This window comes from Chitinophaga sp. W3I9, from assembly GCF_050434025.1.
In the GTDB taxonomy this organism is placed as follows: domain Bacteria; phylum Bacteroidota; class Bacteroidia; order Chitinophagales; family Chitinophagaceae; genus Chitinophaga.
In genome coordinates, this window is sequence record NZ_JBNPWC010000001.1 from 7531014 (window position 1) to 7556934 (window position 25921).

22 protein-coding genes and 1 tRNA gene are annotated in these 25921 nt (G+C 44.3%); 9 read left to right on the forward strand and 14 right to left on the reverse strand.

Features of this window, described 5'->3' with window-relative positions:
* Positions 1 to 70 precede the first annotated feature (70 nt).
* Both QFZ51_RS30630 and QFZ51_RS30635 read left to right on the forward strand, forming a co-directional pair.
* Positions 71 to 2605, forward strand: a complete 2535-nt coding sequence (locus QFZ51_RS30630; RefSeq protein ID WP_429051272.1) for a mechanosensitive ion channel family protein — start codon at positions 71 to 73, stop codon at positions 2603 to 2605.
* 124 nt (positions 2606 to 2729) lie between these two features.
* Positions 2730 to 2803: transfer RNA gene (locus tag QFZ51_RS30635), tRNA-Met, on the forward strand.
* 80 nt (positions 2804 to 2883) lie between these two features.
* Here the strand turns inward: QFZ51_RS30635 and QFZ51_RS30640 are convergent.
* The gene (locus tag QFZ51_RS30640; RefSeq protein WP_429051274.1) at positions 2884 to 3879 is read right to left on the reverse strand and encodes an alpha/beta hydrolase family protein; all 996 of its coding nucleotides are present in this window, start codon (positions 3877 to 3879) and stop codon (positions 2884 to 2886) included.
* A 337-nt stretch (positions 3880 to 4216) separates the two neighbouring features.
* Here QFZ51_RS30640 and QFZ51_RS30645 point away from each other — a divergent pair, with 337 nt between their 5' ends.
* Positions 4217 to 5338, forward strand: coding sequence for a glycoside hydrolase family 43 protein (locus QFZ51_RS30645; protein ID WP_429051276.1), 1122 nt, complete (start codon positions 4217 to 4219; stop codon positions 5336 to 5338).
* A 361-nt stretch (positions 5339 to 5699) separates the two neighbouring features.
* On the opposite strand, the gene QFZ51_RS30650 is transcribed toward QFZ51_RS30645, so the two are convergent.
* Both QFZ51_RS30650 and QFZ51_RS30655 read right to left on the reverse strand, forming a co-directional pair.
* On the reverse strand, positions 5700 to 5996 hold the full coding sequence (locus tag QFZ51_RS30650; RefSeq protein WP_429051278.1) for a GNAT family N-acetyltransferase: 297 nt from the start codon (positions 5994 to 5996) through the stop codon (positions 5700 to 5702).
* Between the two features lie 332 nt (positions 5997 to 6328).
* Complete coding sequence (locus QFZ51_RS30655) at positions 6329 to 7192, reverse strand: hypothetical protein (protein ID WP_429051280.1); 864 nt, start codon at positions 7190 to 7192, stop codon at positions 6329 to 6331.
* A 173-nt stretch (positions 7193 to 7365) separates the two neighbouring features.
* Here QFZ51_RS30655 and QFZ51_RS30660 point away from each other — a divergent pair, with 173 nt between their 5' ends.
* The 6 genes from QFZ51_RS30660 (at position 7366) to QFZ51_RS30685 (ending at position 11885) form a co-directional block, all read left to right on the forward strand.
* Entirely contained in the window at positions 7366 to 8082 is a 717-nt protein-coding gene (locus tag QFZ51_RS30660) for a hypothetical protein (protein WP_429051282.1), read from the forward strand.
* A gap of 128 nt (positions 8083 to 8210) precedes the next feature.
* Complete coding sequence (locus QFZ51_RS30665; RefSeq protein WP_429051284.1) at positions 8211 to 8651, forward strand: hypothetical protein; 441 nt, start codon at positions 8211 to 8213, stop codon at positions 8649 to 8651.
* 62 nt (positions 8652 to 8713) lie between these two features.
* Positions 8714 to 9001, forward strand: coding sequence for a hypothetical protein (locus QFZ51_RS30670; RefSeq protein ID WP_429051286.1), 288 nt, complete (start codon positions 8714 to 8716; stop codon positions 8999 to 9001).
* A gap of 19 nt (positions 9002 to 9020) precedes the next feature.
* Positions 9021 to 9881 carry a hypothetical protein gene (locus tag QFZ51_RS30675; RefSeq protein WP_429051288.1) on the forward strand — a complete coding sequence of 287 codons (861 nt, stop codon included), beginning with the start codon at positions 9021 to 9023 and terminating at the stop codon, positions 9879 to 9881.
* Between the two features lie 4 nt (positions 9882 to 9885).
* Complete coding sequence (locus QFZ51_RS30680) at positions 9886 to 10557, forward strand: response regulator transcription factor (RefSeq protein ID WP_429051290.1); 672 nt, start codon at positions 9886 to 9888, stop codon at positions 10555 to 10557.
* A gap of 2 nt (positions 10558 to 10559) precedes the next feature.
* Complete coding sequence (locus QFZ51_RS30685) at positions 10560 to 11885, forward strand: sensor histidine kinase (protein ID WP_429051292.1); 1326 nt, start codon at positions 10560 to 10562, stop codon at positions 11883 to 11885.
* A 68-nt stretch (positions 11886 to 11953) separates the two neighbouring features.
* Here the strand turns inward: QFZ51_RS30685 and QFZ51_RS30690 are convergent, their stop codons facing one another.
* The 11 genes from QFZ51_RS30690 to QFZ51_RS30740 all read right to left on the reverse strand — a co-directional run bounded on the left by QFZ51_RS30690 (position 11954) and on the right by QFZ51_RS30740 (position 25917).
* Positions 11954 to 14329 (reverse strand): ABC transporter permease, encoded by a 2376-nt coding sequence (locus QFZ51_RS30690; protein WP_429051294.1) that lies wholly within the window; start codon positions 14327 to 14329, stop codon positions 11954 to 11956.
* Positions 14330 to 14478: 149 nt separating this feature from the next.
* The gene (locus QFZ51_RS30695; RefSeq protein ID WP_429051296.1) at positions 14479 to 15600 is read right to left on the reverse strand and encodes a multinuclear nonheme iron-dependent oxidase; all 1122 of its coding nucleotides are present in this window, start codon (positions 15598 to 15600) and stop codon (positions 14479 to 14481) included.
* Positions 15601 to 15633: 33 nt separating this feature from the next.
* Complete coding sequence (locus tag QFZ51_RS30700; protein WP_429051298.1) at positions 15634 to 15795, reverse strand: chryseobasin-related MNIO class RiPP peptide; 162 nt, start codon at positions 15793 to 15795, stop codon at positions 15634 to 15636.
* Between the two features lie 199 nt (positions 15796 to 15994).
* Positions 15995 to 18349 (reverse strand): TonB-dependent siderophore receptor, encoded by a 2355-nt coding sequence (locus QFZ51_RS30705; protein ID WP_429051300.1) that lies wholly within the window; start codon positions 18347 to 18349, stop codon positions 15995 to 15997.
* Between the two features lie 313 nt (positions 18350 to 18662).
* Positions 18663 to 19223 carry an RNA polymerase sigma factor gene (locus QFZ51_RS30710; RefSeq protein WP_429051302.1) on the reverse strand — a complete coding sequence of 187 codons (561 nt, stop codon included), beginning with the start codon at positions 19221 to 19223 and terminating at the stop codon, positions 18663 to 18665.
* 376 nt (positions 19224 to 19599) lie between these two features.
* Entirely contained in the window at positions 19600 to 19950 is a 351-nt protein-coding gene (locus QFZ51_RS30715) for a DHCW motif cupin fold protein (protein ID WP_429051304.1), read from the reverse strand.
* A gap of 108 nt (positions 19951 to 20058) precedes the next feature.
* Positions 20059 to 20430 (reverse strand): lipocalin family protein, encoded by a 372-nt coding sequence (locus QFZ51_RS30720; protein WP_429051307.1) that lies wholly within the window; start codon positions 20428 to 20430, stop codon positions 20059 to 20061.
* A gap of 119 nt (positions 20431 to 20549) precedes the next feature.
* A complete protein-coding gene (locus QFZ51_RS30725; protein WP_429051310.1) occupies positions 20550 to 21503 on the reverse strand; it encodes a hypothetical protein in 954 nt (317 codons plus the stop codon).
* Entirely contained in the window at positions 21500 to 24469 is a 2970-nt protein-coding gene (locus tag QFZ51_RS30730; protein ID WP_429051313.1) for a hypothetical protein, read from the reverse strand. Before QFZ51_RS30730 ends, QFZ51_RS30725 begins: the two co-directional genes overlap by 4 nt.
* Positions 24470 to 24480: 11 nt before the next feature.
* Entirely contained in the window at positions 24481 to 24963 is a 483-nt protein-coding gene (locus tag QFZ51_RS30735) for a DUF4280 domain-containing protein (RefSeq protein ID WP_429051315.1), read from the reverse strand.
* A gap of 6 nt (positions 24964 to 24969) precedes the next feature.
* Positions 24970 to 25917 carry a hypothetical protein gene (locus tag QFZ51_RS30740; RefSeq protein ID WP_429051317.1) on the reverse strand — a complete coding sequence of 316 codons (948 nt, stop codon included), beginning with the start codon at positions 25915 to 25917 and terminating at the stop codon, positions 24970 to 24972.
* Positions 25918 to 25921: the final 4 nt, after the last annotated feature.

Here is a 25921-nt window from a genome sequence, read left to right on the forward strand (position 1 = left end):
GTTTTAAATTCAGGAACATTTAGGCATTAAAAATGTTCCTCCTAGAGATCATTCAATTTTACAGCTTCATATGTTTACCAGGATTCACCTCAATTACAGATATTTTTTTCAGCTGCTGATACTGCTGGTAGTGATGACCGGGAGCTACAACGCCGATGCACAAAGCCGTAAGCGTAAGCCCAAAACCGATACCATTCACCTGGTAGCTGTTGACAGTGCTACCATCAGCAAGAATATCCAGGCGTTATCGAAAGATACCAACCGGGTAAGAAAGTCGGACACGTCTGTATCTATCCTGATCAACCGCATTGAGAGCTACACTTTGACGCTGAACGACCTTATGAGTTCCCTCCGCCGTGGGTTTGACACCTCGAGGATCACTGCCGGCCTGCCGCTCACAGATACTTCCCTCGCGCTGATCAGGTACAATATTGCCAGTTTGGGTCGCACACCCAATATCAACGACATATATACCAACAAAGTAATGCTGGAGCAGGTGCAACGAAAGCTCACATCGTGGCAGGGCGCCCTTTTTTCCTATTACGAGAAACTGAAAAACATTAACGACACCATCCGTCTTATCCGGGGAGATACCGCTATGCGGAACATCCCTTCCGAAGATGAACTGTATGGTTTTTACCTGGGCCAGGTGACCAACCTCGTGCTTAAATTCCGTTCCGTAGACAGCGCGAATAAGGCCAGTCTTATTAAGATAGGGCTGCTGCAAAACCAGGTGGCGAACCGGTATATTGAAGCCTCCAATCTTTACGAGGACATGGACTACCGGTTGCAACAATACGCCTCCAACATGTTTGTACGGGATTACCGCTACCTGTGGAAGCCGCACCGCGACAGTATTAACCCGCTTGAATTTTTCCCGGTACTGAAAAACTCTTTGCATAAAAGCACGAAAGTGCTCGACATCTTTTTTTCTATCCAATGGCCTATATTCTTTGTGTGGTTACTATTGGCCATATTATTTTCCTGGTGGGTACACAACAATATTAAACGCATCCGGCACAATCATCCTGAACAGGAAGGGGAAACCATTCTCCAACACGCGCGATACCTGTACCGCAACCCGGTGGCCTGTACGGTAGTACTGATTGCCACTTTATCCTCCGTACTTTCTGTACGTTATCCCATTCTTTTTACGGAAATCACCTGGGGTTTAAATGTGATAGCGCTGACCTTTATCTTTCGCACACATCTTCCTAAAACCTTATTCAAAAGCTGGTTATTACTGGCCGGCCTGCTGTTTATTTACAGTCTGAATAACCTGCTGATAGAGGTTACCTATACCGAACAATGGGGATTATTGATAGGCGCCATTCTTTCGCTACTGCTGGGCAACCGGCTGCTGAAAGAATCGTCGCTTACCACTTTTGCACAACCGAAATTTACCCGGCCGGTACTGATATTATTTATGATGATCAGCGCCTTTTCCCTGATCATGGTAATTTTTGCGCGGGTAGGCACTGCCAAAATCATGGGATCTACCGCTGTTGTGAGCACAGTGATGGCGTTGAGTTTATTTACGCTGGTAAAAATACTGATGGAAGCCGTTTATCTCCAGGTAGAGGCCAATAAAGATTCCAGCACCTTCATTTCTTTTATGGACTACCAGGAAGTACAGAAAAAACTAAGAACATTCCTCACGATCCTGGGCTTTGTAGGCTGGCTGGTAATTTTATCGCGCAGTGTTTATTTGTATGATATTATTTACGAGGTTATTACCGATATCCTCTCCTCCAAACATAAGCTCGGCAATTCGGATTTTACTTTCAGCAGCGTCATCATTTTTATCCTGGTAATATGGGTGGCTACTGTGGCTTCGCAGCTGATTGCATATATGTTTGGTAACACCGGTCAAAGTGCCAATCCCAATAAGAAAACGAAATTCGGTTCCGCCCTGTTGTTACTCCGCCTGGCAGTGCTTGCCGGCGGCGTGTTGCTGGCATTTGCCGCCTCCGGTATTCCCATGGATAAAATCACCATTGTAATAGGCGCCCTCGGCGTTGGTATCGGTTTTGGTTTGCAGAACATCGTGAACAACCTGGTATCCGGTATTATCCTCGCCTTTGAAAAGCCCATAGAAGTTGGTGATGTGATAGAACTGGGACCCCGTTCCGGCGTTGTAAAAGAAATAGGCATCCGCTCCAGCAAGATCAATGCCTTCGACGGTTCAGAAGTAATTGTTCCCAACGGCGACCTCATATCCCAACAACTGATCAACTGGACCCGGAGCAACCGGAATAAACGCATAACAATTGCGCTGGGCGTTGGCTATGGAAGTAATATTGACCAGGTGACCGCTATTATCAACTCCGCCTTTACCGATCGTAAAGATGTGCTTACTGCTCCCGCTCCTTTTATACAGCTGACCGACTTCGGAGATAACGCGGTGAATTTCAAGGTCTACTTCTGGGTAGGCGACCTTGATAATGCAGGCAGGCTTCAAAATGAGGTGATGTCGTTTATTTACACCGCCCTTAATCAGGCCGGTATTGAAATCCCTTATCCACAGCGGGATTTGCATATCCGGTCGGTGGATGAGTCGTTGTTGAAAAGATGGGACAAGCCTGCTCCGGGCGATCCCCTTTAAAAAAAGTTCTAAAAAAACGTTGGATTCATTTTGAATTTTCATTTTTAAGCCGTTATCTTTGCACTCCCGTTTTGGCGCAGCAGGCGCTACTGATAGTAGTTATAGCGATCCGGATGGAGAATAAGGCGAGGTAGCTCAGGTGGTTAGAGCGTTGGATTCATAACCCAAAGGTCTCGGGTTCAACTCCCGATCTCGCTACAGATAAAAAGCTTTCAGGTAAATAACCTGAAAGCTTTTTTATATAAACCCGATAAGTTCTTAATTTAAATTCCTCCTCTTTATAAAAAAGTTAAGAACTTTCTAATCCGCTCTTGCATTTCAGGGTTATTGTCACCAATGTCCTGGTGGCTTTTACCTTTATAAATATAAAATTCAATGCTATCCTCTTTTCCGAGGTCTTTCATAGCGTTAAAAAGCATCTGCCCTTGAGTTAATGGTGTAATATCATCTTTGTCGCCAAAATGGATTTGCGTTTTATGAAGATGCTTGCAAAAATAAATAGGTGAACTTGCGATCATCTTCTTTCTGGCCTCAGTTAGAGAAATAGAACCATTTAACAACGCATCAAGAAATTGAAATCTGTAAGTCTGATCATTTCGATGTGAGGCTGTTAATGCGAGTAGGTCTGAAGCAAAGGCGACACCTACTGATAATTTTACGCGCTTATCCCGTTCTGCCACTAACAAAGCCACCGTTCCTCCTCTACTGCCACCTTGTACCATAACCTTTGACGTGTCTACTTTAAATATTGTAGCCACTGCGTTTAACGTGCTGATTATGTCGTCTGCAGCACCATCAAAAGCGTCATTCCTTGTTCCCATTGAAACAGGGCTTTTGTATGTGGTATCATTGATTGTAATATTCAAAGACTGTCCTTTTAAGGCAGGAATGACATATATGGCATTCAGTTTAGACGTTTTTATCTTTTGATAGCTCACAGGATCGTTTAGTGAAAAACCGGCCACATAAAACCAGATGGGCAAAGGTGTCGTGGTAACCGGAAGGAGTATGGCTGCATATTGTTTGTAACCCGAGGCATAAAAGGAAATTAATTTGTAATCGAGTTGGCTGTTAATCGCATGTGTTTGCTCAATATTAATATTAGTTGGTGTCAGATCCCTTTTATTCCAATCTATTTCTATTGCCTTTAACTCTGAGGCCGTGGGAGACGCAAATAACGCATTCTTGTCAATACCGGCCAGAGAATCTTTCTTTTTACAGGAGCAGAATAAAATTATTAGTCCTGATAACGTCAAGATGGATGCTTTTGACATAATGAGGGATTTCTAACTAAGATATCCATAATAGCCACAAACATACTCCGGAGCTATTTAATTTAACACATTATTTGCGTTTTTACTCCTTTCAACAAACTTCTCTAAAACATACGTATGTGTAAATTATCAGCTTTTATTTCAGAAGATAATTTTGTGTGTTTACAACATTGCCCATCAATCGCACTCTCTGTTTGAGTGCTTCAAATAGCAGACTTAACTCATGCAGACGCTTTTTGTTCAAGGAATAACCTTTAATCAGGTTTACCCGAACTCATCGCAAAATTCTCCAACAGAACGGCATATGTCCATTCACAGAAAATTAATATATTGGAACATGAAAAAAATCATGCTGATCTCATTTTTAATAGTAGCGGCTATTTCCCTGAACGCACAGCAATTGACGTATAACAATCCCCTGGCTGTTGATTTGGCTGACCCTTATGTATTACATGTGAAAGGCGACAAATATTATATGTATGGGACCGGCGGCGCCAGGAAGGGCTTCGCGGCCTATTCTTCTACCGATCTGGTTAATTGGAAAAACGAAGGCCAGGTGTATTTTCACGATAACAAAAATGGCTGGAGCGATCCAAAAGCCGCCTGGGAGGGTGCTTACTGGGCGCCGGAAGTATATGCTATAAATGGGAAGTACTACATGTTTTACAGTGCTCAATGGAAAGACAATCCAACCAGGGAACTCGAAAACTTTCGCATTGGCGTTGCAGTGGCCGATAAACCAACCGGGCCATTTATCGATGTAAACAACAAGCCCATTTTTGACCCAGGTTACCCCATCATCGATGCAAATGTGCTATTCGAAGCAAGTGGAAAAGTGTACCTCTATTATTCCCGTTGTTGCTACAAACATCCGGTACAGAGTGAAATAGCTGCCTGGGCCAAAAACAAAGGCTGGTTCAATGAGATCGAAGAAAGCTGGGTATATGGGGTAGAATTAAAACCAGATCTCAGTGGCGTAATTGGTGAACCGGTGTTGCTATTGCGCCCGCCGGTCAGCACGAAAGATAAACAGGCTGAATGGGAAAGCCGCTCGGTTACATCAAAAGAAGTGAATCGCCGTTGGACCGAAGGTTCGTCCATCTTCAAAAAAGGAAATACCTATTACATGATGTATTCCGCCAATTACTTCGGCGGCAAAAATTATGCGGTGGGCTATGCTACATCTAAAAGTCCTTTAGGACCTTTTAAAAAAGCAGCTAGCAACCCAGTGCTCCAAAAGAACGTTGAGCAAGGTGGCGTGGTAACAGGCACTGGTCATAATAGCATCACGTATTCACCTGATAGTAAAGAAATGTTCTGTGTATACCATGGCCGCACATCGGAAACGGGTGATAAGCGGGTCGTCTTCATAGACCGGATGAATATATTGCCAGGTGGGAAATTGGTAGTACACGGCCCAACAACAGCACCACAGGCGTATCCCAGCGGCGTTAAGTAGCATTGTCCTTCAGTGCGCGCATTGTAATTCCCAAATTGCTGGAAGTTAGCAAAGCATCACACAGCGGGTTCGATATGTCTGGTTTTCCCACTACGAATAACAAAATGTTTGGGACGAAACTATATGTGGACGGAGACGACGATAAATAATAATAGCTGCAATTGAGAATAGAAAAAAAGCGGAATACGAAAGATTAGAAAGTCCCATAGAATGCGAGTTCTATGGGACTTTCTAATCTATACCTGTCTGAGGAGACTTGAATGATTTGTATTCATAGATGAGGGAGATAGCTGTCTAACGAGGGGATATTATAATTAAACCCAACTAGTTCCTTTTTAAAATATGAAGGAAAAGCAAATTTTCAGTAGTTTGTATAATGTAAAATACCATTATCTTCTTCCTTGAATGTTAATCCTACGTATTCAGCAATCTTTATGGAAGCTATATTTCCACTTTTTATTTCAGCCCTTATTCTTGTATTTAATTTATCTGTCAATAGCTTAACCATTTCTTTCCCAACACCCTTTCCGCGCACCTCCGGCGAAATTGACCAGGATAGTTCATAAGCATTAAACTGATCGTCGAAATCTGCCCGAACAGTGCCAACTGGTAATTCATTATCAATGGCAATAAATAACTGTCTATTTTCGGCCGCCAAAATGGAACTTAATCATTTCTTATGATTCTCTTCTTCGATGATTTCTATTTTATGAGAGTTTTTCCTTGTTTCAATATCATTTCTCCAATCAAGGAGAATTTTCCAATCTTCAATTGTCGCTTTTCTAAGTATCATATATGCTTTTTTTCTACATAAAATAAGGCATGACTCTCAAATGTACGTAACTTTACAGATAATAATTTTCATGCAGCAAAACATGGAAAATAAGTAAAAGAAATAGACACTACTATTTGAAGCATTTCGCGAAATTCCATATGTATACAAAGTCTCTGCGGCTTTTTCATTTAACAGGCAACTATCTAAAAAAATCATCACCGGTAAGTTACCCATCCTATCCCCAAAAAACCTTTATGTTCCTCAATATGAAAAGTATCTCCTTCTTCAAACCGGGAGTATTCTGATTCCTCCATATGCTTAGCCTCAAAAGGACCATTCACTTCCTGCAATAAAAAATAATACTGCCGCTTAGCGAATGGCGTTTCCTTTCTACCCAATATCATAAATTCTTCCTCTCCAAATTTCATCCTTTTATACTTCTGGCTACTACGATACTGACCGTAGGTTTTTTGGTTTACTTCAACCCATTGAGCGTGTGAAGAAATACTGTCTACATGGATAAGATCAAAGTAATAATTATTTCCCCCTTCGGTCCCGTATTCGTATGCCGCGGTTGTATAGTACTTGTTTGCTAAAAAATACTTCTCAACTGAAGGAGTCGAAGTATCGAACGTATAATTTACCGCGAGGAGGAAAGTCAATACATAACAAAGCAACCCACTAAAAAAAATTCCTTTACTCATTACCGGAACAGGATCACCGCCAAATAAAAAACAATAAATGATAGCGGGTAAAAAAATGCTGACTGCAAGTGATAAAAATGCTGATTGATATATGGATAAGATATGAAACAGGATAAATCCATAGAGGCATGGCGTGACCAGGTCAAGCAGGAAATTATATATATTATCGGGCTTGGGTTTACTGAAATAGAAAAGCAGATGTCTTGAAACTGAAATAAGGAATAGAATTATAAGGAGATATCTGAATCTGAATGATAAAGGATCAGTATATAGCAAATATATACCCAACACGATTCTCACAATTGCAAGAAATATACTGCTGATCTGGCTTAGGCCGGTTGGATTAACAAATTCTTTATTTCTCCCTTTACTCATACCTGTTTTAATAATACGTTTCCTTTCGTAATACAATTTACCATTTTTGTACAGAATCCGGTAACAAAGAAATGATGGGCATTTTTCGCTATGCCGGTTACATACAAAAAAGTATATGACAGGAGATGCTTTGAGAAAGCATTTAGATTTGGCGGATAAAAATAACACCCACTATGAACAAACAACAAACTAAGAAAGAGTGGATAACAACTCCCATACTCCCCTGCACCTCCATTGAAGAAACCCTGGCATTTTGGGAGGAACTGGGATACCGTATTACCTATAAACTGACACGTCCTTACCAGTATGGCATCCTTGAACGGGGTGGGTATGAATTACATTTCGCCCGTGTTAAAGGCATGGATGCTGCTGTTAATTATTACGGTGGTTGTCTTGTGGCAGTTACCGATGCCAGGGCGGTATACCTGGAGTTTACTAAGAAACTAAAAGCATCGCTGGGAAGGGTGCCTAATACCGGCATCCCAAGAATTTCGAGAATGAAACCAGATGCAACACGATTTACGTTAACAGATGTTTCCGGCAACTCCATCATCTTTGTTAGTTTTGGGGAGAAAGATGAAGAAGTGTGGCAGAATGCGGATAACAAAGATCAAAGCCCACTGCAAAAATCTATTGCCGTTGCCACCAGGTTCCGCGACTACAAAAATGATGATATGGCGGCTGCGAAAACATTGGATGTTGCATTAGCCCGGCCTGGAAATGAAGCCAATACGGATATTGCGGGGGCATTGATGATACGCATTGAACTGGCCGGATCCCTCAATGAACCCAATCGCACAGCCGCGTGCAGATCACAGCTGGAAGCTATCCCTCTTTCAAAAGAAGAATTGAGTGCTTTGAAACTAAAGCATGCAGTCGATGTTCCTTGATAATATGCTCTTTTATATATCAGACTCATCCATATAAAATCACATTCAACGTTTCTTCATTTTCGCTTCATCTTGCGGTATTAGCTTTGTTTCGACATACAATATTGAACAACCTAAAAACCAGGATCATGAAAGCAAAAGGATTAATGGCTATCGCACTTTTATTCTCAGGCGCTGCCTTTGCCCAGCAAACCTCAGTAAAAACCGATGTAAAAGTAAGCGCAAACAGTCAAACCAATGCCAATGCAGCTACCGGGAACGCCGGTGTGGGCGCCAGTAACACGGCTACCATTCATGCACAGTCCAACGGTGCAGAACAGGCCGTGCAAACCGTTAACAGTCAATTAAACACGGCGACAGCCACCGCCGCCAGCACCAGCGCAAGCGTCCAAAATACGGTAAACAGTACGCTGCAAACCGCGGGGACCAAACTTGAAAATACGGCCACCAGCAGCGTTAAAGCGGTCTCACATCTTAATGCTGCTGTAAACCAAACCATGAAAATACAGGCAGCGCCTATCCGCATTAATACACATATCGCAGGAGGAGTATTATCAGGCATCCTGTAATTTCAACAGAAAAACAGATTTTTGCCGGAGGATAGCGGCAAAAATCTGTTATTTTTATAGCAATGATCAAATTCCTTTTATCTACGCTCGTTATTGTTCCGGCACTGTTGTTGCTAAAACCGCGTGCCTGTTACGGATATGCACCTTTGGCCGACACATTGCAGCCAGTGAAAACTGCTGCCGGCAAACCGGTCGAAAAACCTGTGACAACATTGCAGGAACGTTTACCGGAGATAAAGGAAGTACCAAAATCGAGGCGCCTGATCAAACCGATGGCCGTTCCTTCTCCATTGCCCATAAAGCCCATCAGAATCATTAAGCCTAAGATCGTTCCGGGAAAAATATTTTGACCGGGTTAAAGATGATGACATGAGATATGCATTGATTTTGCCAGTTTTCTGGCTATGCCACAGCAGTGCGCAGGCGCAAACAGATACAGGGCGCACGCAGGCCGACAGCACACAAGCCAGCAACAAGAAAGTTACACTGACACTGGGCGCGTTATATTCCAATAATGCCAATTACTATGGTCAGACAGCCGCAGCCACCATGCCTTATATGGCGGCCAGCGCCACATTGCAATTCCGTTCCGGGATTTATTTTTCAGGAGTGGGCTACCGTTTACTGAACGATTCCGGATCAGCCGTTTCGGCCACCAGCGCGGGAGCAGGCATCGCATTTAAGATAGGGAAAAAACTGGCTGCAGATCTTAGCTACAGTCACACGTTCTTTCCTTCGAACTCCCCCTTCCTGCAGGCGGCCAATACGGATAATGCCGCTGCCAGCCTGAAATACCACTATTGGATGACCACCGGCGTGAACGTAGATTATGCCTTTGGAAAACAGCAGGATGTATTTGTAACACTGAGTACCGAAAAAGCGATTCAGCTGGGCAGTATTTTCAAAGGAAAAGACCTTATCACCCTAACGCCTTCGGTAGAAGCAGTAGGTGGAACGCAGCATTTTTACCAGACTTACGTACAGGAGAAACAATTATTGGGTTTGCCCTTACCTGTCTTATCAGGTATCCCGGGCACATCGGAAACAATTACAAAAGAAGCCACGAAATTCGATCTGTTGTCTTATAGTTTGAGAGTGCCACTGGCTTATAACAGGGCGCACTACATGATAGAACTGGCCTACCAGCTGTCTGTATTAAGCGATAAGGCCCTCAGCGGCGCCGGAGATGCCAATTCTTTCTTTAACTGCAGTTTCTATTACCAGTTTTAGTCCGATGAAAGTACTGATCATAGAAGATGAAAAGGCGATGGCCGCAGAAATGCAGGCCTATCTTGAGAAAACGTACTGCTGCGATCTGGCTTATACGGCCAGGCAGGGCCTGGAGAAAATGGAAGAAAATCAATACGACTTTATCCTGCTGGACCTGGGACTACCGGATAAAGACGGTCTGCTACTATTGCAGGAGGCAAGAAAAAACTGCCCGGAAGCTTCTTACATTATTCTCACCGCACGCGGGCAGTTGGAAGATCGTATTAAAGGCCTCCATATGGGGGCTGATGACTATCTTCCAAAACCCTTTTCCCTCCCTGAACTTCAGGCCAGGATGCAGGCTATTTCCAGGAGGAAATTCGGACTAACGGATAGTAAGATAGCACTGGGAGATTTTGACATAGATCTGCATCAGAGAAGCGTGTTTTTTGAAGACCAGGAGATTTCTTTGTCGAGAAGGGAATTTGATCTGCTCAGCTATATGCTGCTGCATAAAAACAGGCCACTCACCAGGATGCAGCTGAGTGAACATATCTGGGGGAACTTTTCGGACGACGATTATGATTCCAATTATATTGATGTGCATATTAAAAATATCCGGAAAAAATTATCGGCCTTTGCCTCCGTGGAATGGCTGCAAACCCTCAGACATGTGGGTTATAAAATAAAGCTCTGAGCGTGAAACTTTTTACTAAACTTACTCTTTTCATTACATTGTCGAAAATGGCGATCGCCGTCCTGTTCGTACTGCTGCTGCCTTTCCTGGTAGAGGATATTGCTTTCAGGTATAACGACAACTACCTGAAAGAGCAAAAGAAAAAAGTGCTGAGCGTAATATGGAAAAACGGCATCGACGCTTATCTCCAGGGCGAAGAAAACTATGGCAGCTACACCATGCTGAAGGAAGAATATATTTCGATGGAACCCGCCGGTAACTCTAACTTCCCCGACACCATCGCCACCCTGCAACGTGTAGTGGAGGGCGATACCCTTACCTACCGCGTATTAAGTCATATTTTCACTTACCAACACAACCGGTATATGCTGGAAGTTGGAAAGAAAACAGCCACCATCAGCCAGTATAACCGCCCTTTGCAAAAAGTAGCCCTGTATGTGTTGTTTGGCCTGATAGTGCTCACCACTCTTGCGGATCTTATTTTCACCCGGCTTCTATTACGCCCGCTCGGCGTTATTATCAGTACCAGGCTCGTTAACAGGAAATTTCCTTTTAAAGATCATGTTCCTTCCATCAAAACATCTACCACCGACTTCAGGTATCTTGATGATTCCCTCATTGAACTGATGGGCAAAATCAACGAGGCCTTTGAAAAAGAACGCGAGTTCACGTCCAATGCATCCCACGAACTGATGACGCCTATCACCATTCTTCAAAATAAATTGGAGAACCTGATAGCGGAAGACTCGCCGGACGAGGAATTGCAAAGGAAAATTATAGGCATGATGAAGACATTGAACCGGCTGAAAAAAATTGTCCATTCATTACTACTCATCTCCCGTATTGAAAATGACCAGTTCCCAAAAACTGACAGCGTATCCCCGTACCTGTTGGTAACAGAGGTAATGGAAGAACTGGAACACCGTTTGGAAGAAAAACAGTTACGGTTTAACATGAATCTTTCCCGGGAAACGGTGCTTCATCACCTCAATCATGATCTGATATTCCAGCTGGTATATAACCTGCTCAACAATGCCATAAAATACAATGTACAACAGGGACAAATAACTGTGAGCGGCCAGCTGCTTCCCGGTGAAGTGTACCAGCTTATTATCAATGATACCGGCATCGGCATCAGCGATCAGGAAATCGGCGTCATCTTTAACCGCTTTAAAAAAGTGGCCAGAACAGAACTTGAAGGTTATGGACTGGGACTTTCTATTGCCAGCACTATTGCCCATTATCACGGAATAAAGATCACTGTTTCTTCTGCAGTTAATAAGGGTAGTACTTTTACTGTTAATTTCCCTATCCAGGCAAAAGCGTAGAAGATTATGCAAATGCCCGTGATGCTGCCTTACTGGCAGTGATAAAGTATTTGCTTCTCCCTTATTTATTACTCAGTCTTTAAGCTCCTTACCGGGTTTATTAATATTGCCTTCAGGGTTTGATAGCTGATCGTCAGCAAAGCAATACCAATGATCAATAAAACGGCGAGCGCAAACATCCACCATTCCATTTCGATTTTATAGACAAAATTCTGCAACCAGCTGTTCATTGCCCACCAGGCTAATGGCGATGCAATAAAGAATGCTATTATCACAAGTACAATAAACTCCTTTGATAATAAGGTGAACAGGGAAACCATACCGGCGCCTAATACTTTCCTGATACCAATTTCCTTTGTCCGTTGTTCGGCGGTAAACATGGCCAGTCCCAGCAATCCGAGGCAGGATATAAATATGGCGAGGAATGAAAAAACCGCGGATAATTTATTTACTACTGCTTCACTGTTATATATTTTCTGATAAGCATCATCGGAGAAAGTAAAAGTAAATGGAAACTTAGGATTTAATGTTTTACAGATCTTTTCCAGGCTGGCCAGTGCTTCCTTTGTTTTTCCTGCTTCCGTGCGGATCAGGATATTTCCATAATCACTTGTTTCGCCGTTCCGCACAATCAAAGGATGAATAGGTTCATGTAAAGACGAAAAATGAAAGTCTTTTAACACACCTACTATGGTGCCCTGCTTCCCCCATACGTTCAATGGCTTGCCAATTGGATCTTTGTAACCTATTATTCTTAATGCGGTTTCATTCACCAGGTAGCCTGCAGAATCTGATGCAAAATCTTTGGAAAGATCTCTTCCTGCGATTATTTTTAAATCGAGTGTTTTTACGAAATCATATCCTGTCGCAGTTTGTGTAAACATCTGGTTGTCGCCGGGCGTTTTGCCTTCCCAATCAATCCCCCAGGTACTGCTTCCTATTGAAGTAGGTGACTCTCCCATCCGCGATACCATCTTAATACCCGGTGCATTCAATGCTTCCTGCTTAAACACCTGGTACTTTGCTGCCAGGTCGCCTTCTACCGGCAAATAGACCAGATTCTCCCTGTTATAACCAAGATTGGCTTGCTGTATATAATTTACCTGCCTCGAAACAACGATTGTTCCTGTAATGAAAATAATAGAAAGTGTAAACTGGAATACCACCAGTCCTTTCCGTAAACTAATGTTGCTATTGCCGAATCTCAGCGTTCCTTTTAAAACTGTTAGAGGGCGGAAAGAAGACAGAAAAATGGCAGGATAGCTGCCGGCGGCAAGCCCGGTGACGATCGTTAAACCTGCCAGGCTGCACCAGAAATAAATATTTGAGGCAGGAAAGACGATCTGCTTACTGGTAAGCTGGTTGAAAACAGGCAACAGCACATAAACAAGCGCCAACGCCAGTAACACCGACAACCCGGTGATCAGCATGGCCTCACTCAGAAACTGCCGAACCAGCACAGACCTCGCTGCGCCGGCCACTTTACGGATACCAATTTCTTTGGCGCGCTTTGCAGATCGGGCAGTAGTAAGGTTCATGAAATTGACGCAGGCAATCAATAAAATGAAAACAGCCACTATGCTGAATAGTCTTACATACTCTATCCTGCCTCCCGATAAATAGCCCGCTTTAAAATTTGCATTCAGATAGCTGTCGCCATAACGTTGTAACTCCAGCTCCACGCGGTGATGGCTGGTATTATTATACCTGGCCAGTAATTGTTTAATCTTTGCCGCCACCTGTTGGGGATTGGCATCTTTGCGCAGGAGAACGATTGTATTAGGCCCCACATTGCCCCAGTCTTTTGCCCAGCTGTTTTCCTGCAGGAAGGTGGACCAGTCAATGAGACAATCAAACTTTGCGGAAACATTTTCCGGCAGGTCTTTGAACACGCCGGTTATTGTCAGGTCTTTCCGGTTGTCATAGCGAAGTGTTTTTCCTAAGGCAACATCGGCGCTTCCAAAAAACGCTTTGGCCATTTTTTCCGATACACACAGGCTTCCGGGTGTACTGAGTGCAGTAGCCGGATTACCCTGTAGTAAGGGATAGCTCATCATTTTAAAATAGTCGGTATCTGCATAACAGGCATCAAACTTTATTATTTTACTGTTATTCTCAAACGTAAGCCGGTCGGGGCTATCATCTATCCACGAAAAATTTGACGCGTACTCAATTTCCGGAATGGTGCGCTTCATTTCGTTAGCCAGCATACCTGGTGTTTTATAACCTGCAAATACCTCTTTATCTACAAACTGGCGTTCATATACGAGGTAAAGCCGGTTACCCTGCTCATGGAAATTATCTACGCTGCGTTCATCCCAAACCCATAATAATATCAGCAGGCTGCAGGTTAAACCTATGGTGAGCCCAAGGATATTAATAACCGAGAAGGCTCTATTCCGGATCAGATTCCGCCACGCTATTTTAAAATAGTTGCTAAACATGAAGTTTAAAATCTTTGACCATTCGCATCGCAGGAAAGAATATACCAGTTCTCAATCCTCTTAATAACAATAAATTATACACATGAAATTAAGCACTTTGTTCAGTTTCAGTACAATTTATTGTTCAATTGTGAACGGGGGCACAGCGGCTATTTCTTCCATTTTTGTGCAATCTGTATGGCGGTATCTATCATATAAGGTTCCCAGCTTTCAATTTGCCAGGCGGTATGTGCAAGGGAAGAGCGGGAGAGCGAGTGAATAGCCTCCTGGCAGGAGGCTGCTGATTCCAGTATAGCAGAAAGTTCCAGCTGCTGATGGTACAGCACTTCATCTTCAATGATGTTACCTGTAATTACCGGGGATGATGGTAAAAAGGGATGGTAAGATGATATACCGGGTGTGCTTTTCTTCTTCACAATACTTTCCATCTTTCCAAAATCATTGTAAAAAGTAATCCTGCTTTCACTGGTGGTAAGGGCATTTCCAAGTTGTTCGAGTACAACATATTTAAGATGGGGACAACGGGTTATCGTGTTTTCCAGTAAATGAAATACTTCTGCCGGAACGGCATCATCATGTGTATCCCTCCTGATTCTCTTCACCGGGCTATTGGGAGCGTCCTCCCAGCTGCCACCGGAAATATGTATTTCCCGTACTTTGTCTAACGGGTAGCGGGTAATTATATCTTCGAATGGAATATTAAAATTGTGGATCTGGCAATAGAGATTATGCAGATCGAGGATGATAAAACCATTTACAGGTTCGAGGAGCTGTTCCAAAAAGGCGCCTTGACGTTTTACCTCATCCAGGGAATAGGAAAAGGCCAGGTTCTCCAGTCCTACCGGGCATTCACATGCTTCATAGATCCGCTTCAATCTGTCTTTCCCAATGTCGAGTGTGGTTTTCGTATAGGGAATATTCAGCGGAGCGCCGTGATGAAAGTCTCTGCCTGTCATGAAGCCAAAATGTTCCGTCACGTGATCAAACCGGAATTCCTCCCTGACCTTTTTCAATTGTTTCAGCCAATCGGCCTGTTCCTGGCGCCACTTTCCGGAAAAAAGGGAAAAGAATACGCCATGCCCAATGAGTCGTTGCTCATTGCTGTAGGCAGTCAGCAATTCAAGAAACCAGGATGGGATCTGTTGCACTTTAAACAAGGCATCGAACGACCATTCAATGGCTTCCAGTCGTGACTCTTCCATTAGCGGAAGACATGCGGCCAGTATGTTGGCGTCCAGGTTGCAGGCGGCTGCTGATAAAATTTCCGGCACCTTTTGGAATTAAGTTTAAGTGTAACGAGAGAATCAGCCCATTCCGCAGCCAGGACAACCATTTTCACCATATGGCTTTTTCACTTCTTCTTTCTTTTCTTTTGGTTTAACCGGTTTATCCTTGTTACAGGAACTGGTTGTTTGAACGGTGATACCGATCAGGATGGCGCCGAGTAATGATTTTGGCAGTTTCATTGATATTTATTTAGGGGATGAAATTCTACAGTGTTTTCTTCGAAACAAGGTTACCTGTTAAACGGGGGGAACAAGGAAAAGTTACAGGAAATATATACTTAACATTGGGGAGCGGGTGATTGCTGGTGGTAATTATCATGATACCGGGGCGCTTTCTTCCGGCAACTGCAGGAGAGACCACCTCTCCTGCAGTTGTTGCTTAAAACTTAATGGTGAGGTTAGCGGTTACCCTTGTGGGGTTTTGTGCTGCCAGGCGGTTCGACCAATATTTTTCGTTGGTAATATTATCTACTTTCAGGCCTATCCGGTAAACGGGTTTGTCGTAAAACAGGGATGCATCCAACACGGTATAGGAAGGTATGGTAAATGCGAAGGCATTGGTGTTGGTTTGAAACGATTGGCTGCCGTAGTTGCCTCCAAAAGCGAAACCAAGTCCTTTCGCAGTGCCCCGCACCAGGCGGTAGCTCACCCACAGGTTGGCCGTGGTGGCTGGCCCCGCTGAAGATGGCCGCAGTCCCTGGAATTTGGCATCCGCCTTATCCATTTTACTTTCATTATAAGCATAGCCCGCAATGATATTTAACCCGGGAACCGGGTTGGCAATTACTTCGGCTTCAAAGCCTTTGCTGAGCTGGGTTCCATCCTGGAGAGAAAATCCGCTGTGAGCGGTATCATCGTATACGGAGTTAGTAACAGAAATATCGTAGTAGCTGAGCGTGGCGTTTAATTTCTCATTGAAAAGATCTGCTTTAATACCTCCTTCTATCTGGTTGGCCTGTTGTGGTTTAAAAGTGTTGCCATTGTAATCGGTACCTGACTGGTTCTGGAATCCGTTCATGTAGTTGGCAAACAGGGAAAACCGGTCTTTAATTACCTGGTATACCACCCCGAATTTGGGTGATAGGGCCGTTTGCGTGTAATTACCTACTGTAAGATCTTTACTGGGATAATAGGCGCCGAGATTGTGATAATTATCCAGCCTTAAGCTTGCCATCACCAGCAGCTGCTCTGTGATATTAATAACGTCTGAGAAATAAGCGCTGTAAGTGTTTTCACGGTTACTGTCGAACGCCAGGAATTTAAGTTTTGCAAACAGCGGTGTTACGTTATCCTTATTGAAATTGTAGTACGCATCGCCGGGAGTTCTGTAATTAATGGCCGGCATATTCACGATAGTATCATTCCGGGAGGCGCGCAGGCTATAAAAATCTACGCCTATCACCAACCGGTTACGCATTTTACCGATACGGAAATCGCCTATAAAGTTTTGCTGGATATCTGTACCATAGTAAGGGTAGGTTTGCGAGGTAACTGCCTGCCGGAGCGTGCTGTCGCTTAATATATTCAGCTGCGTGGTGAATCCGTCGGAGCTGGAGCGGGTACGGGAAAATACGGTTTGCGAGGTCCAGTTGCCGGACAGTTTATATTTGATCTGTCCAAAAACATTCAGCTGCTGACTGTTATAGCTCATGGTATTGTTGGCATAGGAGAGTTTGTAGGGCATACCCAGTTCTTCTACGCTGCGTGCTTTCCCTTTGGTGTAGGGGGCTACTCTCATCGGGGAGGTAGCTTTGTAGCCGCTCATTTCCACATCCAGCAAAATGGTGAGCCGGTCGTTTACTTTATAGGAAAAGCTAGGCGCGAGCAAATAGTTTTTGCTGAAACCGGCGTCCTGGAAACTGCGTTCACTGTGGATAGCGCCATTGAAGCGGAACAGCGCAGTTTTCTCTTCATTTACCGGGGTATTGATATCCAGTGTGAGACGGTTCAGGTCCCAGCTGCCGCCGGAGTAAGATACTTCTCCTTTGAAGCTGTCGAATGGCTTTTTGGTAACCCGGTTAAATAGGCCGCCAAAAGAAGAGAGGGTGCTGCCAAATAGTGTGGCGGAGGGGCCTTTGATCACTTCTATGCGTTCCAGGTTAGCCGGGTCTACATTAGTATATACAAAACTGCCTACGCCGTTACGTACCAGGTTGGCGGTGGTGAAGCCTCTTGAAGTGGCGGAGCTTCTTCCCTGGTTGTATACGATGGGGATACCTGCTCCCGGTATATTTTTGAAGGCGCTGTTATAATCTGTTATCAGTTGCTCTTTCATCAGTTCCTTCCCTACAACGCTGTAAACCTGTGGATTTTCGAGGTTTCTTAACGGCAGTTTGGATACATCTTCGCTTTCCTTTTTGGCAAAGCGGTTTCCCCCGGTGGCTACTACCACTTCTTCGAGGTTTTGGGAAGATGTTTTCAGTTCTATTTGCAGGAGTACACTTTTGCCGTTTACTACAGCAACGGTTCTCCTGATGGTTTCAAATCCGATCATAGATACTTCCAGCTCGTAGTTGCCGTCCGGAATATTTTTGAAGAGGAATTCGCCGCTCTGGTTGGTGATCATTCCTTTTGAAATGCCTTTCAGGATAACGGTTACGTTGGTAGCCGGGTGACCGTCTGATGTGGTAATAATGCCCTGAATGGTATTGTTGGCTCCTTCGTCCGGCACGCCGGCGTATATTAAGGTAAATGGAAGTAGAAAAAATGTTAGAAACAGGTATGCCCTTGTCATGTTGGTCTTATCGTTTTACGATGCAAAGGTGCATTGAGAAAAGGCCAAATTATCTATTGTATCGGGAAAACGATTTACGCAATCGGGAAATAATTATTTATGCACAGCGGCAACCGGTTGGCTGGCGGGGTGCATCAACGCAAAATACGCCACCACCAAGGATAGCCACGCTTATCATTCTTCAAAAGCCATTAGATCCCTGGCGGACTCAAAAAGGTCCACCAGGATGACCATATAAAGCAAATCCCTGCCACTACCCATTGAAGGGCGGTGGGCAACAACCGTCAAATTGTTTAAAGTAAGGTTTCCCGGATTACAGGTGGGCAGGTGTAAAATAACCGCGTAAAATCTTTACAGCAGTACCAATCTGGTTTTTCACCGTTTGAATGCTGGTGTTCATCTCTTCCGCTATTTCTTTATGGCTTTTCTGATCATAGTGTCTTAAACGGAAAGCCGTAGAGGATTTAGGCGGTACTTTTTTCTTCAGTGCGATATTCACCTGGCAGTAAATTTCTTCGCTTTCCAACGGATCGCTCGGTACAAAAGCTTCATCCGGAATAACACAGGAAAATTTCCTTTCCCGCGTAATTTTGTTGAGACAGCGGTTCCGTATGCTGGCATACAGATAACTTTTCATAATACAGGAACTGTCCCGGTTCTGGTAATTAGCATCAATCTTCAGGAACAATTTCTTCTGCCAGAAGTCCAGAAAAAATTCCTGGAGAACATCTTTTGCTTTTTCTTCGTCCTTTAGCATATCTATAGCCAGCAGTAGCAGGATGCGGCTATATTTTTTGTACACAATTGTAAATGCTTCGGTACTACCATCTTTAAGCAGTTCCAGCAGGACGGCATCTTGGTTGTTATGTTGCATTCTCATTTCCTTTTTGAGAGACTGGTTTAGGAAAAATATTTCGACTTTTATTGACAATACAGGTGTTAGAAAATCAAGCTTTTTAATGGTTTACTACGGTGGTTAAAAGTGGTTTATTTTGCATTCCTTTTTTCTAAATCTGGAATAAAAGTAACGTTATAAAACATCCCGACTGGTTAATCCATTGTTAAGCACGAATGTTTTAGAAGTGGTAAGATTCAATACCATGGCTGCCTGGCAAGGAAAAACAAACATTAGTTAAAAGCACAATGTAATTTCCATGGGTGAGGTGTGAGGGAGGGCTTAACGGGCGTAGCAATAGCACCCGGAAGGACGGATTAACCGGCCGGAAAGAAGAAGAGAAATAAGAGAGGAATTATACGGATAACTTCAGAAAATCACCGTCTATGATCAGGAGTTTAACACCAGTTGTTGAAACTGAACGGTGACTACTCAGATCATCTGTCACCACATAACTCATGCCTTCAGATAATTCAAAGTTTTCACCACTCTGCAACTCGCTTACAAAAGCACCTTGCAGGCAATGTACAATATGCCCTTTTCTGCACCAATGATCAGCCAGATAACCGGGAGAATACTCCACCATTCTTATCCGGAGCCCGGGGAACTGCAATGTTTGCCACCACGCGGTACCGTTTTCTCCCGGGTGGACTGTTTTCGGAATTAATGACCAATCGATAGCTTGAAAGGGAATATTGCTGCTCATGGTAAAATAACTTAACGTACACGGATATACGCTTCCAGGATTTCCTGGTTAACGTTGAGGCTATCAATCTTTTCTATACCCCGCTGAATCAGCGTATCATGCTGTAAGCTAAGTGTGAAAGTGAAATGCATGTCTTCCCAGGGGCGGTAGCTGCAATACTGCAAGTGCTCCCTCGTATTTATCGCCTGTTAACTCATAAGTACCTGCACCGGAATCGAAAACAGCAGTGCTGCTGTCGCTTCCTTTCGAAACATCATGCTTGAAAAAAGCAAAATGACTGCCATTAAACATTTTGATCATCTCCTGACCTTTTACGGGATACGTATCAGTGGTATCTCCGTTCTTAATCATCTTACTGTATGCTAATTTCCAGGTACCTATTAAAGATAACGCTGTAGCGGCTTCCGGTGCCTTTGCTTCTCCGCAGGAAACAACGGTCCATCCAATAATACCAATAATGGCGGGTAATCGCAGGTTCATAACGTTCAGATGTTTGAGTGAAAAGTTAATAAAAAGATGTTGATTTTAAAATATATGGTAAAATAAAAAGGGAACAACATAGTGATATGCTGTTCCCTTTCCTTCATAAATCTGTTATATCACCGGATTACCTGCAACTGGTCACTCCCTGCGGGCTTATGCAGTAACAGGTTATATATCTTATACTTATTGTCGGTAATGCCAGCCAGGGCCGATTCTCCCCTCAGTTCATCATCCGTGCGGATCAATCCCACTACCCTGCCGTCGCCAAAAAAGCGCAGTTCATAATGCTCCAATGGCAGCATCTCCAGGTGATAAGCCTTGATCTGGTCAAACCGGTTCCAGGTTTCTGCTGCATCAGCAGGCTTGTTCTGAAAATAAGCCTGTTCTGTTTCCAGTTCCCGGTTGTAGATCAGCTCCGCCACGGCATTCATGTTACCATCTGCCATCAGTTTGCGGTACTGGTTGTAAAAGGCCAGCACTTCTTTTGTGAGCTGCGTTTTATCTTCTTTCCGCAGATCCTGGCTCTGGCTCCATCCCTTCAGCTGGTAAGGGGTAGAAGCCTCAAAGGTGCCTTTAAATTCGAGGTAGGGTACATTATCAAGTTTTATCTCCGGCATTTTATAATAAAAGAGTTGTTTGTATTCTTTAGGCTTTTCTTTTTCTTCATCGCCATACAGCACCTTTACTTCCAGGCCGCAGTTTTTTGCCGGTAAAAACGGTTCCATTTTATCATCGTCATCTACTTTTGGGAATACCCTGATAGTAATGGTTTGCTTACCGCTTTTCAGGATATTGGGAGATATTGGCCATACAGCACCGCCCTGGTTCCCGCCGCCAAAGTCCGAATAGGCGGGCATATCGTTAACCAGTATTTCATAGGTACAATTGTAGCTGTTAAAATCCAGGATAAAACGCGGATTATAGTCGTATTTTTTTACCAGTTTATAACTGTTCAGATATTTTTCCTTTATGCCCTGATTCATGCTTTCTTTTTTTGCATTTGTTCCCTGCCCGCAGCTATGCAGGCCGATCAGTAAAATTAATGAGATGATGATTGCTGGTTTGCTCATCCGTCCGATTCTTTTTTTGTTAAGTATATTTTTTTCAAAGAGATCTTTTTCTCATCGATACCGATTTCAAAAGACGCTTTGGGATTGGCTTCTACCAGTTTATTGTACTCGGCCGGTTTCTCCGGGGCGCCTTTCTTCTTCTTTACCTCTTTTGTTTTTTCCCCTACGTTCACCTTTGCCTCCACATACCCTTCAATTTTTATGCCTTCAAAAATCAAATCAAATCCTACAAATAATCCCGCGTCATCAGAACCAATCCTGGCCTGCAATCCCAGGCCGGAACTTCCTTCCAGTCCTATTCCCAGCGCCACTACTACTTTTACCTTGAATGCGGTGGCCGTTTTACTCAGATACAGTTTACATTCCAGCTTCACTGACACTGCTGCCCCTCCCTTTATCAGGTCTTCCTTCTTTTCTGATGCACCGGCTGTCCGGGTGAATACATTCCCTCCCACCGTGTTGTGTTTAAAGGTGGCTTCCAGGTCTATTTTACCGGAGAGGGTTACACTGATATCCACTTTACTGTCGTCGTCCGCACATATGTACAGCAACGCGTCTACGGCCTTTAAGATGGCATAGGCAATGGGGTGCCGGCGGCAAAGCAGTTCCAGGAAATCCCACTTCAGGTCGATCCCTACCAACGGTTTGGCATCCAGCTTTACCAGCACAGTTTTGCCCGCGCCCCACAACTTGCTGTCGCCTTTTTGTGGCGGCATGGTTTCATAGTACCACGAAGCAGCCAGCCCCAGCTTTGGAAACTGCAGCTCATAATCAAATGGCTTGCGCTGCATCCGCTGAATAAGCCCCTGGATATTTTTATCGGGGTTCCCTTTGTTTTTATTGATAAACTCGTCGGGATCTTTCCCGTCGTCGCCGGAAGTATCCGCTTTATTGGTATGGTTGCCATGAATAATATTCCTGAACTCCTTTACCAGGTTCCATCCGGCCTTCAGTACATTGTAATATTTGGCAATCATATCCTCAATAGGATCCACGCTCTCGGTATCATTATTCCATTCCACCTTGATGGAGAAATCGAATTCTTTCAGCAGCTCCACCAGCTCTGCAAACTTACCTTTCGATTTCACCGGGGTTGGCGCCGCCTTTTTATCTTTTGGCAGTGCAAACATTTCACCCAATTCAGTACCTAACTCTTCATTGTGGCGGTCCAGCGTAGGTGTGGGCTTGCTCCAGCGGCCTTTCGCAGCCTCCCCGATCTTTTCCACGCCTTCCAGCCGGTTCATGGTAAACCGCTGCAAAGCATTCTTTATTCCTTTACCATTATTTGCTTCCGCGAATTTGGTTTTCAGCGCATCAAAATCGGCTTTGTCCATGTTAAACGCCAGGGCTGCTGTCCACTTTATATCGGGATACACCGCAAAGTCGATAATATGTTTCCAGCGACAGGTTTGTATAGTTACCGGGAAATGGTCGGCTTGTGCCGCAGGAATCCACAAATAGCCCAGGATCCGCTCAAAAAGCACATGATTGTTTTCATCAAAGAAATTATACTTGTACTGCGCATCAAATTCCAGTTCTTCATCCGATACCTTTATCACACCGGAAAAAGAAGCGTTGGTATCTCTTTTAAACTTATAGTTATTGGCCTTTATTTCAAATTTCCCCTTGGCGGCACTCTCTTTTTCTTTTTCCCGTTTCACACCGGCCTTCACGTCTTCTTTCTTATATCCTTTGGCGCCAAAGCTGCTCAGGTCTATTACATGGTCCTTATGCTTCGGCGACGCTGTACATTCATCTTCATGCGTCACCAGGCTTTGCACGCTGAGTTTGATGGTTTTCTTCGCGGTTTCGCTTCCTGCCACTATGTTATAGGTGAGGTTTTCCGGTGGCTGAAAGTCCAGTACATTTTCATCAAAGATGGTTTGTGTGCCGTCTTTGTCTTCCACGGTGATCATGCCATACTTACAAGGCTGGAACTTGCGCGTATTGGTAGGAATATCTCCTGCCAGCACCGGCTTATTACCGCCATACATCAGGGGAGATTCTTTTACTTTGGGATCTTCCTTTACATTAAGGAAGCACTTCGACAATGTTTTAGAGAGCTTGCCATCGCGTGTTTTTACGATGGGATATATTTCCAGTACTTCGCCTGCACCGGGCTTCCAGAGGTCATCCAGGAAAACGTCTATCACTATTTTTTGCACGAAGTTCTGGTAGGTGATGGAGCCGGCGGCCACCTTCATCTCTTTCCCTGACTTATCTTTTATTACAAAATCACTTGTCTGCAACGTTTCCCCACGACTGGTTTCATCCGACAGCATGGGCATTATTTTCACCTGCCGGGTGAAATATTTGATGGCATCATCAGGGGTTTCTTTCCCCGGCTCCTTCTGTGCTTCTCCAGCAACCCGCTCCCATGGCGGCAGATCATCATCTGCTGTAGCGGTATCATTATCCATCAGGAAAATCCGTAGTTCCTGCCCGTACAGGGCGCGGGTGTAAATATGAAGCTGCACACTTTCCCTGAATTTTTTAGTGCTGCCGGTGATAATTTTACCGTCATTATTGGGTGTAAACTCCCGCCACTCGGCGGACATAATCGCCGGCTTCCCGCGCGCAGCAATAAAGTAGCCATGCGCCGCTGAATTGGTAGGTTCATGTCCGTCGAGAAAAGGCTCCAGCCAACCAAGTCCGCCACCTTCCACTATCTTCGGGAAATTGGGATGCACCACCGGCCCGTTCAGTGCTTCGTTCACATCCGTTTTCTTAAATGTAAGTGTGCGCAACATCGACCAGATCCAGCGGTAAGGGGTTTTATCACCTTCCGGCATTTTCATGGGAACGCTGATCTTGGCAGGCACCGGCAGTTTTTCCACCATCGTGGTAATGCGTTTCATTTCTGCCCGCACTGTTCCGGCCTCGTTTAATACGGCGGTAGAAGTTTTTACATCTACCGATCCTTTCGCTGCCGGGATGGTGACTACCAGCTTTTTATTATCAGACATGGCAACTATTTTTAAAACGGCTGTCCCTGTGGAAACCGGATCAGAAATAAATCTTCTTCTACTTTCTGTACATCCATCATGGGATTCAGGTGTGTTTGTACTTCCTTGTCAGCTTTCTCCGCATCCTTTTTTGTCATATCGGCTGTTTGCCCGTGAAAGGTGATAGCGATACAATCTTTTCCACCGGTGGCGCAGGTCGCCTTACTATCTTCCAGCAAAATATAAGCATCTCCCGGTAATACCACTTTATCATAAAAACCGCTCCAGGCCGTAACTGACGGCGTACAGGGAGTATTATTCTTTTTACTGCAACTACCAAAGGTATTGGCTTCAAAAGGCTGACCAATATCTTTGGTATTCCCCAACGGTTTCTCTGCACCGTCTTTGTCGTTGATATAATGCACCTGCTGACTCTTCACTTTCAGTTTATCGGGGGCTGTACCAAACTGGCACTTACAAACGGCGCCCTGACAAACCAGATGTTTTTCGCTCATATCTTTTTAATTTTCCCTGCGGTTGAAAAAGAAGGAAAAAATACTTTTCTTCTTCCCCGATAACTCCTTTTCCGGCAACAGCACTGACATTGCCGGCGCCTGCGTTTTATCTTTTTCCCGCAAATGATAGATCGTAAATGTTACTTTTTTATCCTGGCCAGGTACAAGCTGCAAACTGCATTCTCCTGTGATGGCATTGATCGAATAATCTGTCTGGTATAATTTATAAGTGATATCCACCTGCCCTTTTGCGGGTGTGTGAATACCGTGTAACTGCCGGGACAAGGGAATTTCTTTTTCCGCGGAAATGTCTTCCGCACTACGCGGGTCACTGCAACTACCTTTCTGCTGGAGCACCAAACTGCCGCTGGCGGTATTGTGCTGTATGGGTTGCTGCGTAACGTTAAACAGCACGGGCGCGGTATAAGGCATTACCGGCAATGCCGCAGTAAGCTGGCGTTTCATGATATCGCTGCCTGGCTGATACAGGTCGGCAAAATAAAGGGCCATAAACCAATCGCGGCACAACGACCGGTAAATATGTGCTTCGCTGCTTACTGCCAGGTCCATATATGCTATTATTTCGTCTGTAATATCGCCGGTATAATACTGTTGAATGCCCGGTTTGGCGGCAGCCCAGGCAGCAGCAATTTGTAACTGGTTGGCGATGCCGGTAAATTGCCCGGCTTCGTTCACCTTTATCTGCAAGGGATACAATACTTTCCCACATTGCTCCGCGAGCTTATCAATCATTTTTTCCGGCGCCTGATCGTTAATGTATACCTGCCCTTTATTGATTTCAAACAGGAACATATTACCGGGTAATCTTTTGGAGCAGCTTACCGTTATCTCATAACTGATCGCTTGTTCCCTGCCGGCCGATTGAATAATATAGGTTACGCCGTAAGTTCTGCTGAGATGTACCGGGTTAAACCGGAAAGAACGATTACTCATATCG

Bases quoted from the DNA above. Each gene is read 5' to 3' on its own strand.
- QFZ51_RS30675 (WP_429051288.1), top strand. From the start codon at position 9,021: ATGAGATATGCATTGATTTTGCCAGTTTTCTGGCTATGCCACAGCAGT.
- QFZ51_RS30715 (WP_429051304.1), bottom strand. From the start codon at position 19,950: ATGAGCAGCAATATTCCCTTTCAAGCTATCGATTGGTCATTAATTCCG.
- QFZ51_RS30700 (WP_429051298.1), bottom strand. From the start codon at position 15,795: ATGAAACTGCCAAAATCATTACTCGGCGCCATCCTGATCGGTATCACC.
- QFZ51_RS30735 (WP_429051315.1), bottom strand. From the start codon at position 24,963: ATGAGCGAAAAACATCTGGTTTGTCAGGGCGCCGTTTGTAAGTGCCAG.
- QFZ51_RS30660 (WP_429051282.1), top strand. From the start codon at position 7,366: ATGAACAAACAACAAACTAAGAAAGAGTGGATAACAACTCCCATACTC.
- QFZ51_RS30670 (WP_429051286.1), top strand. From the start codon at position 8,714: ATGATCAAATTCCTTTTATCTACGCTCGTTATTGTTCCGGCACTGTTG.
- QFZ51_RS30725 (WP_429051310.1), bottom strand. From the start codon at position 21,503: ATGAGCAAACCAGCAATCATCATCTCATTAATTTTACTGATCGGCCTG.
- QFZ51_RS30710 (WP_429051302.1), bottom strand. From the start codon at position 19,223: ATGCAACATAACAACCAAGATGCCGTCCTGCTGGAACTGCTTAAAGAT.
- QFZ51_RS30680 (WP_429051290.1), top strand. From the start codon at position 9,886: ATGAAAGTACTGATCATAGAAGATGAAAAGGCGATGGCCGCAGAAATG.
- QFZ51_RS30665 (WP_429051284.1), top strand. From the start codon at position 8,211: ATGAAAGCAAAAGGATTAATGGCTATCGCACTTTTATTCTCAGGCGCT.
- QFZ51_RS30640 (WP_429051274.1), bottom strand. From the start codon at position 3,879: ATGTCAAAAGCATCCATCTTGACGTTATCAGGACTAATAATTTTATTC.
- QFZ51_RS30705 (WP_429051300.1), bottom strand. From the start codon at position 18,349: ATGACAAGGGCATACCTGTTTCTAACATTTTTTCTACTTCCATTTACC.
- QFZ51_RS30630 (WP_429051272.1), top strand. From the start codon at position 71: ATGTTTACCAGGATTCACCTCAATTACAGATATTTTTTTCAGCTGCTG.
- QFZ51_RS30730 (WP_429051313.1), bottom strand. From the start codon at position 24,469: ATGTCTGATAATAAAAAGCTGGTAGTCACCATCCCGGCAGCGAAAGGA.
- QFZ51_RS30720 (WP_429051307.1), bottom strand. From the start codon at position 20,430: ATGAACCTGCGATTACCCGCCATTATTGGTATTATTGGATGGACCGTT.
- QFZ51_RS30690 (WP_429051294.1), bottom strand. From the start codon at position 14,329: ATGTTTAGCAACTATTTTAAAATAGCGTGGCGGAATCTGATCCGGAAT.
- QFZ51_RS30740 (WP_429051317.1), bottom strand. From the start codon at position 25,917: ATGAGTAATCGTTCTTTCCGGTTTAACCCGGTACATCTCAGCAGAACT.
- QFZ51_RS30645 (WP_429051276.1), top strand. From the start codon at position 4,217: ATGAAAAAAATCATGCTGATCTCATTTTTAATAGTAGCGGCTATTTCC.
- QFZ51_RS30655 (WP_429051280.1), bottom strand. From the start codon at position 7,192: ATGAGTAAAGGGAGAAATAAAGAATTTGTTAATCCAACCGGCCTAAGC.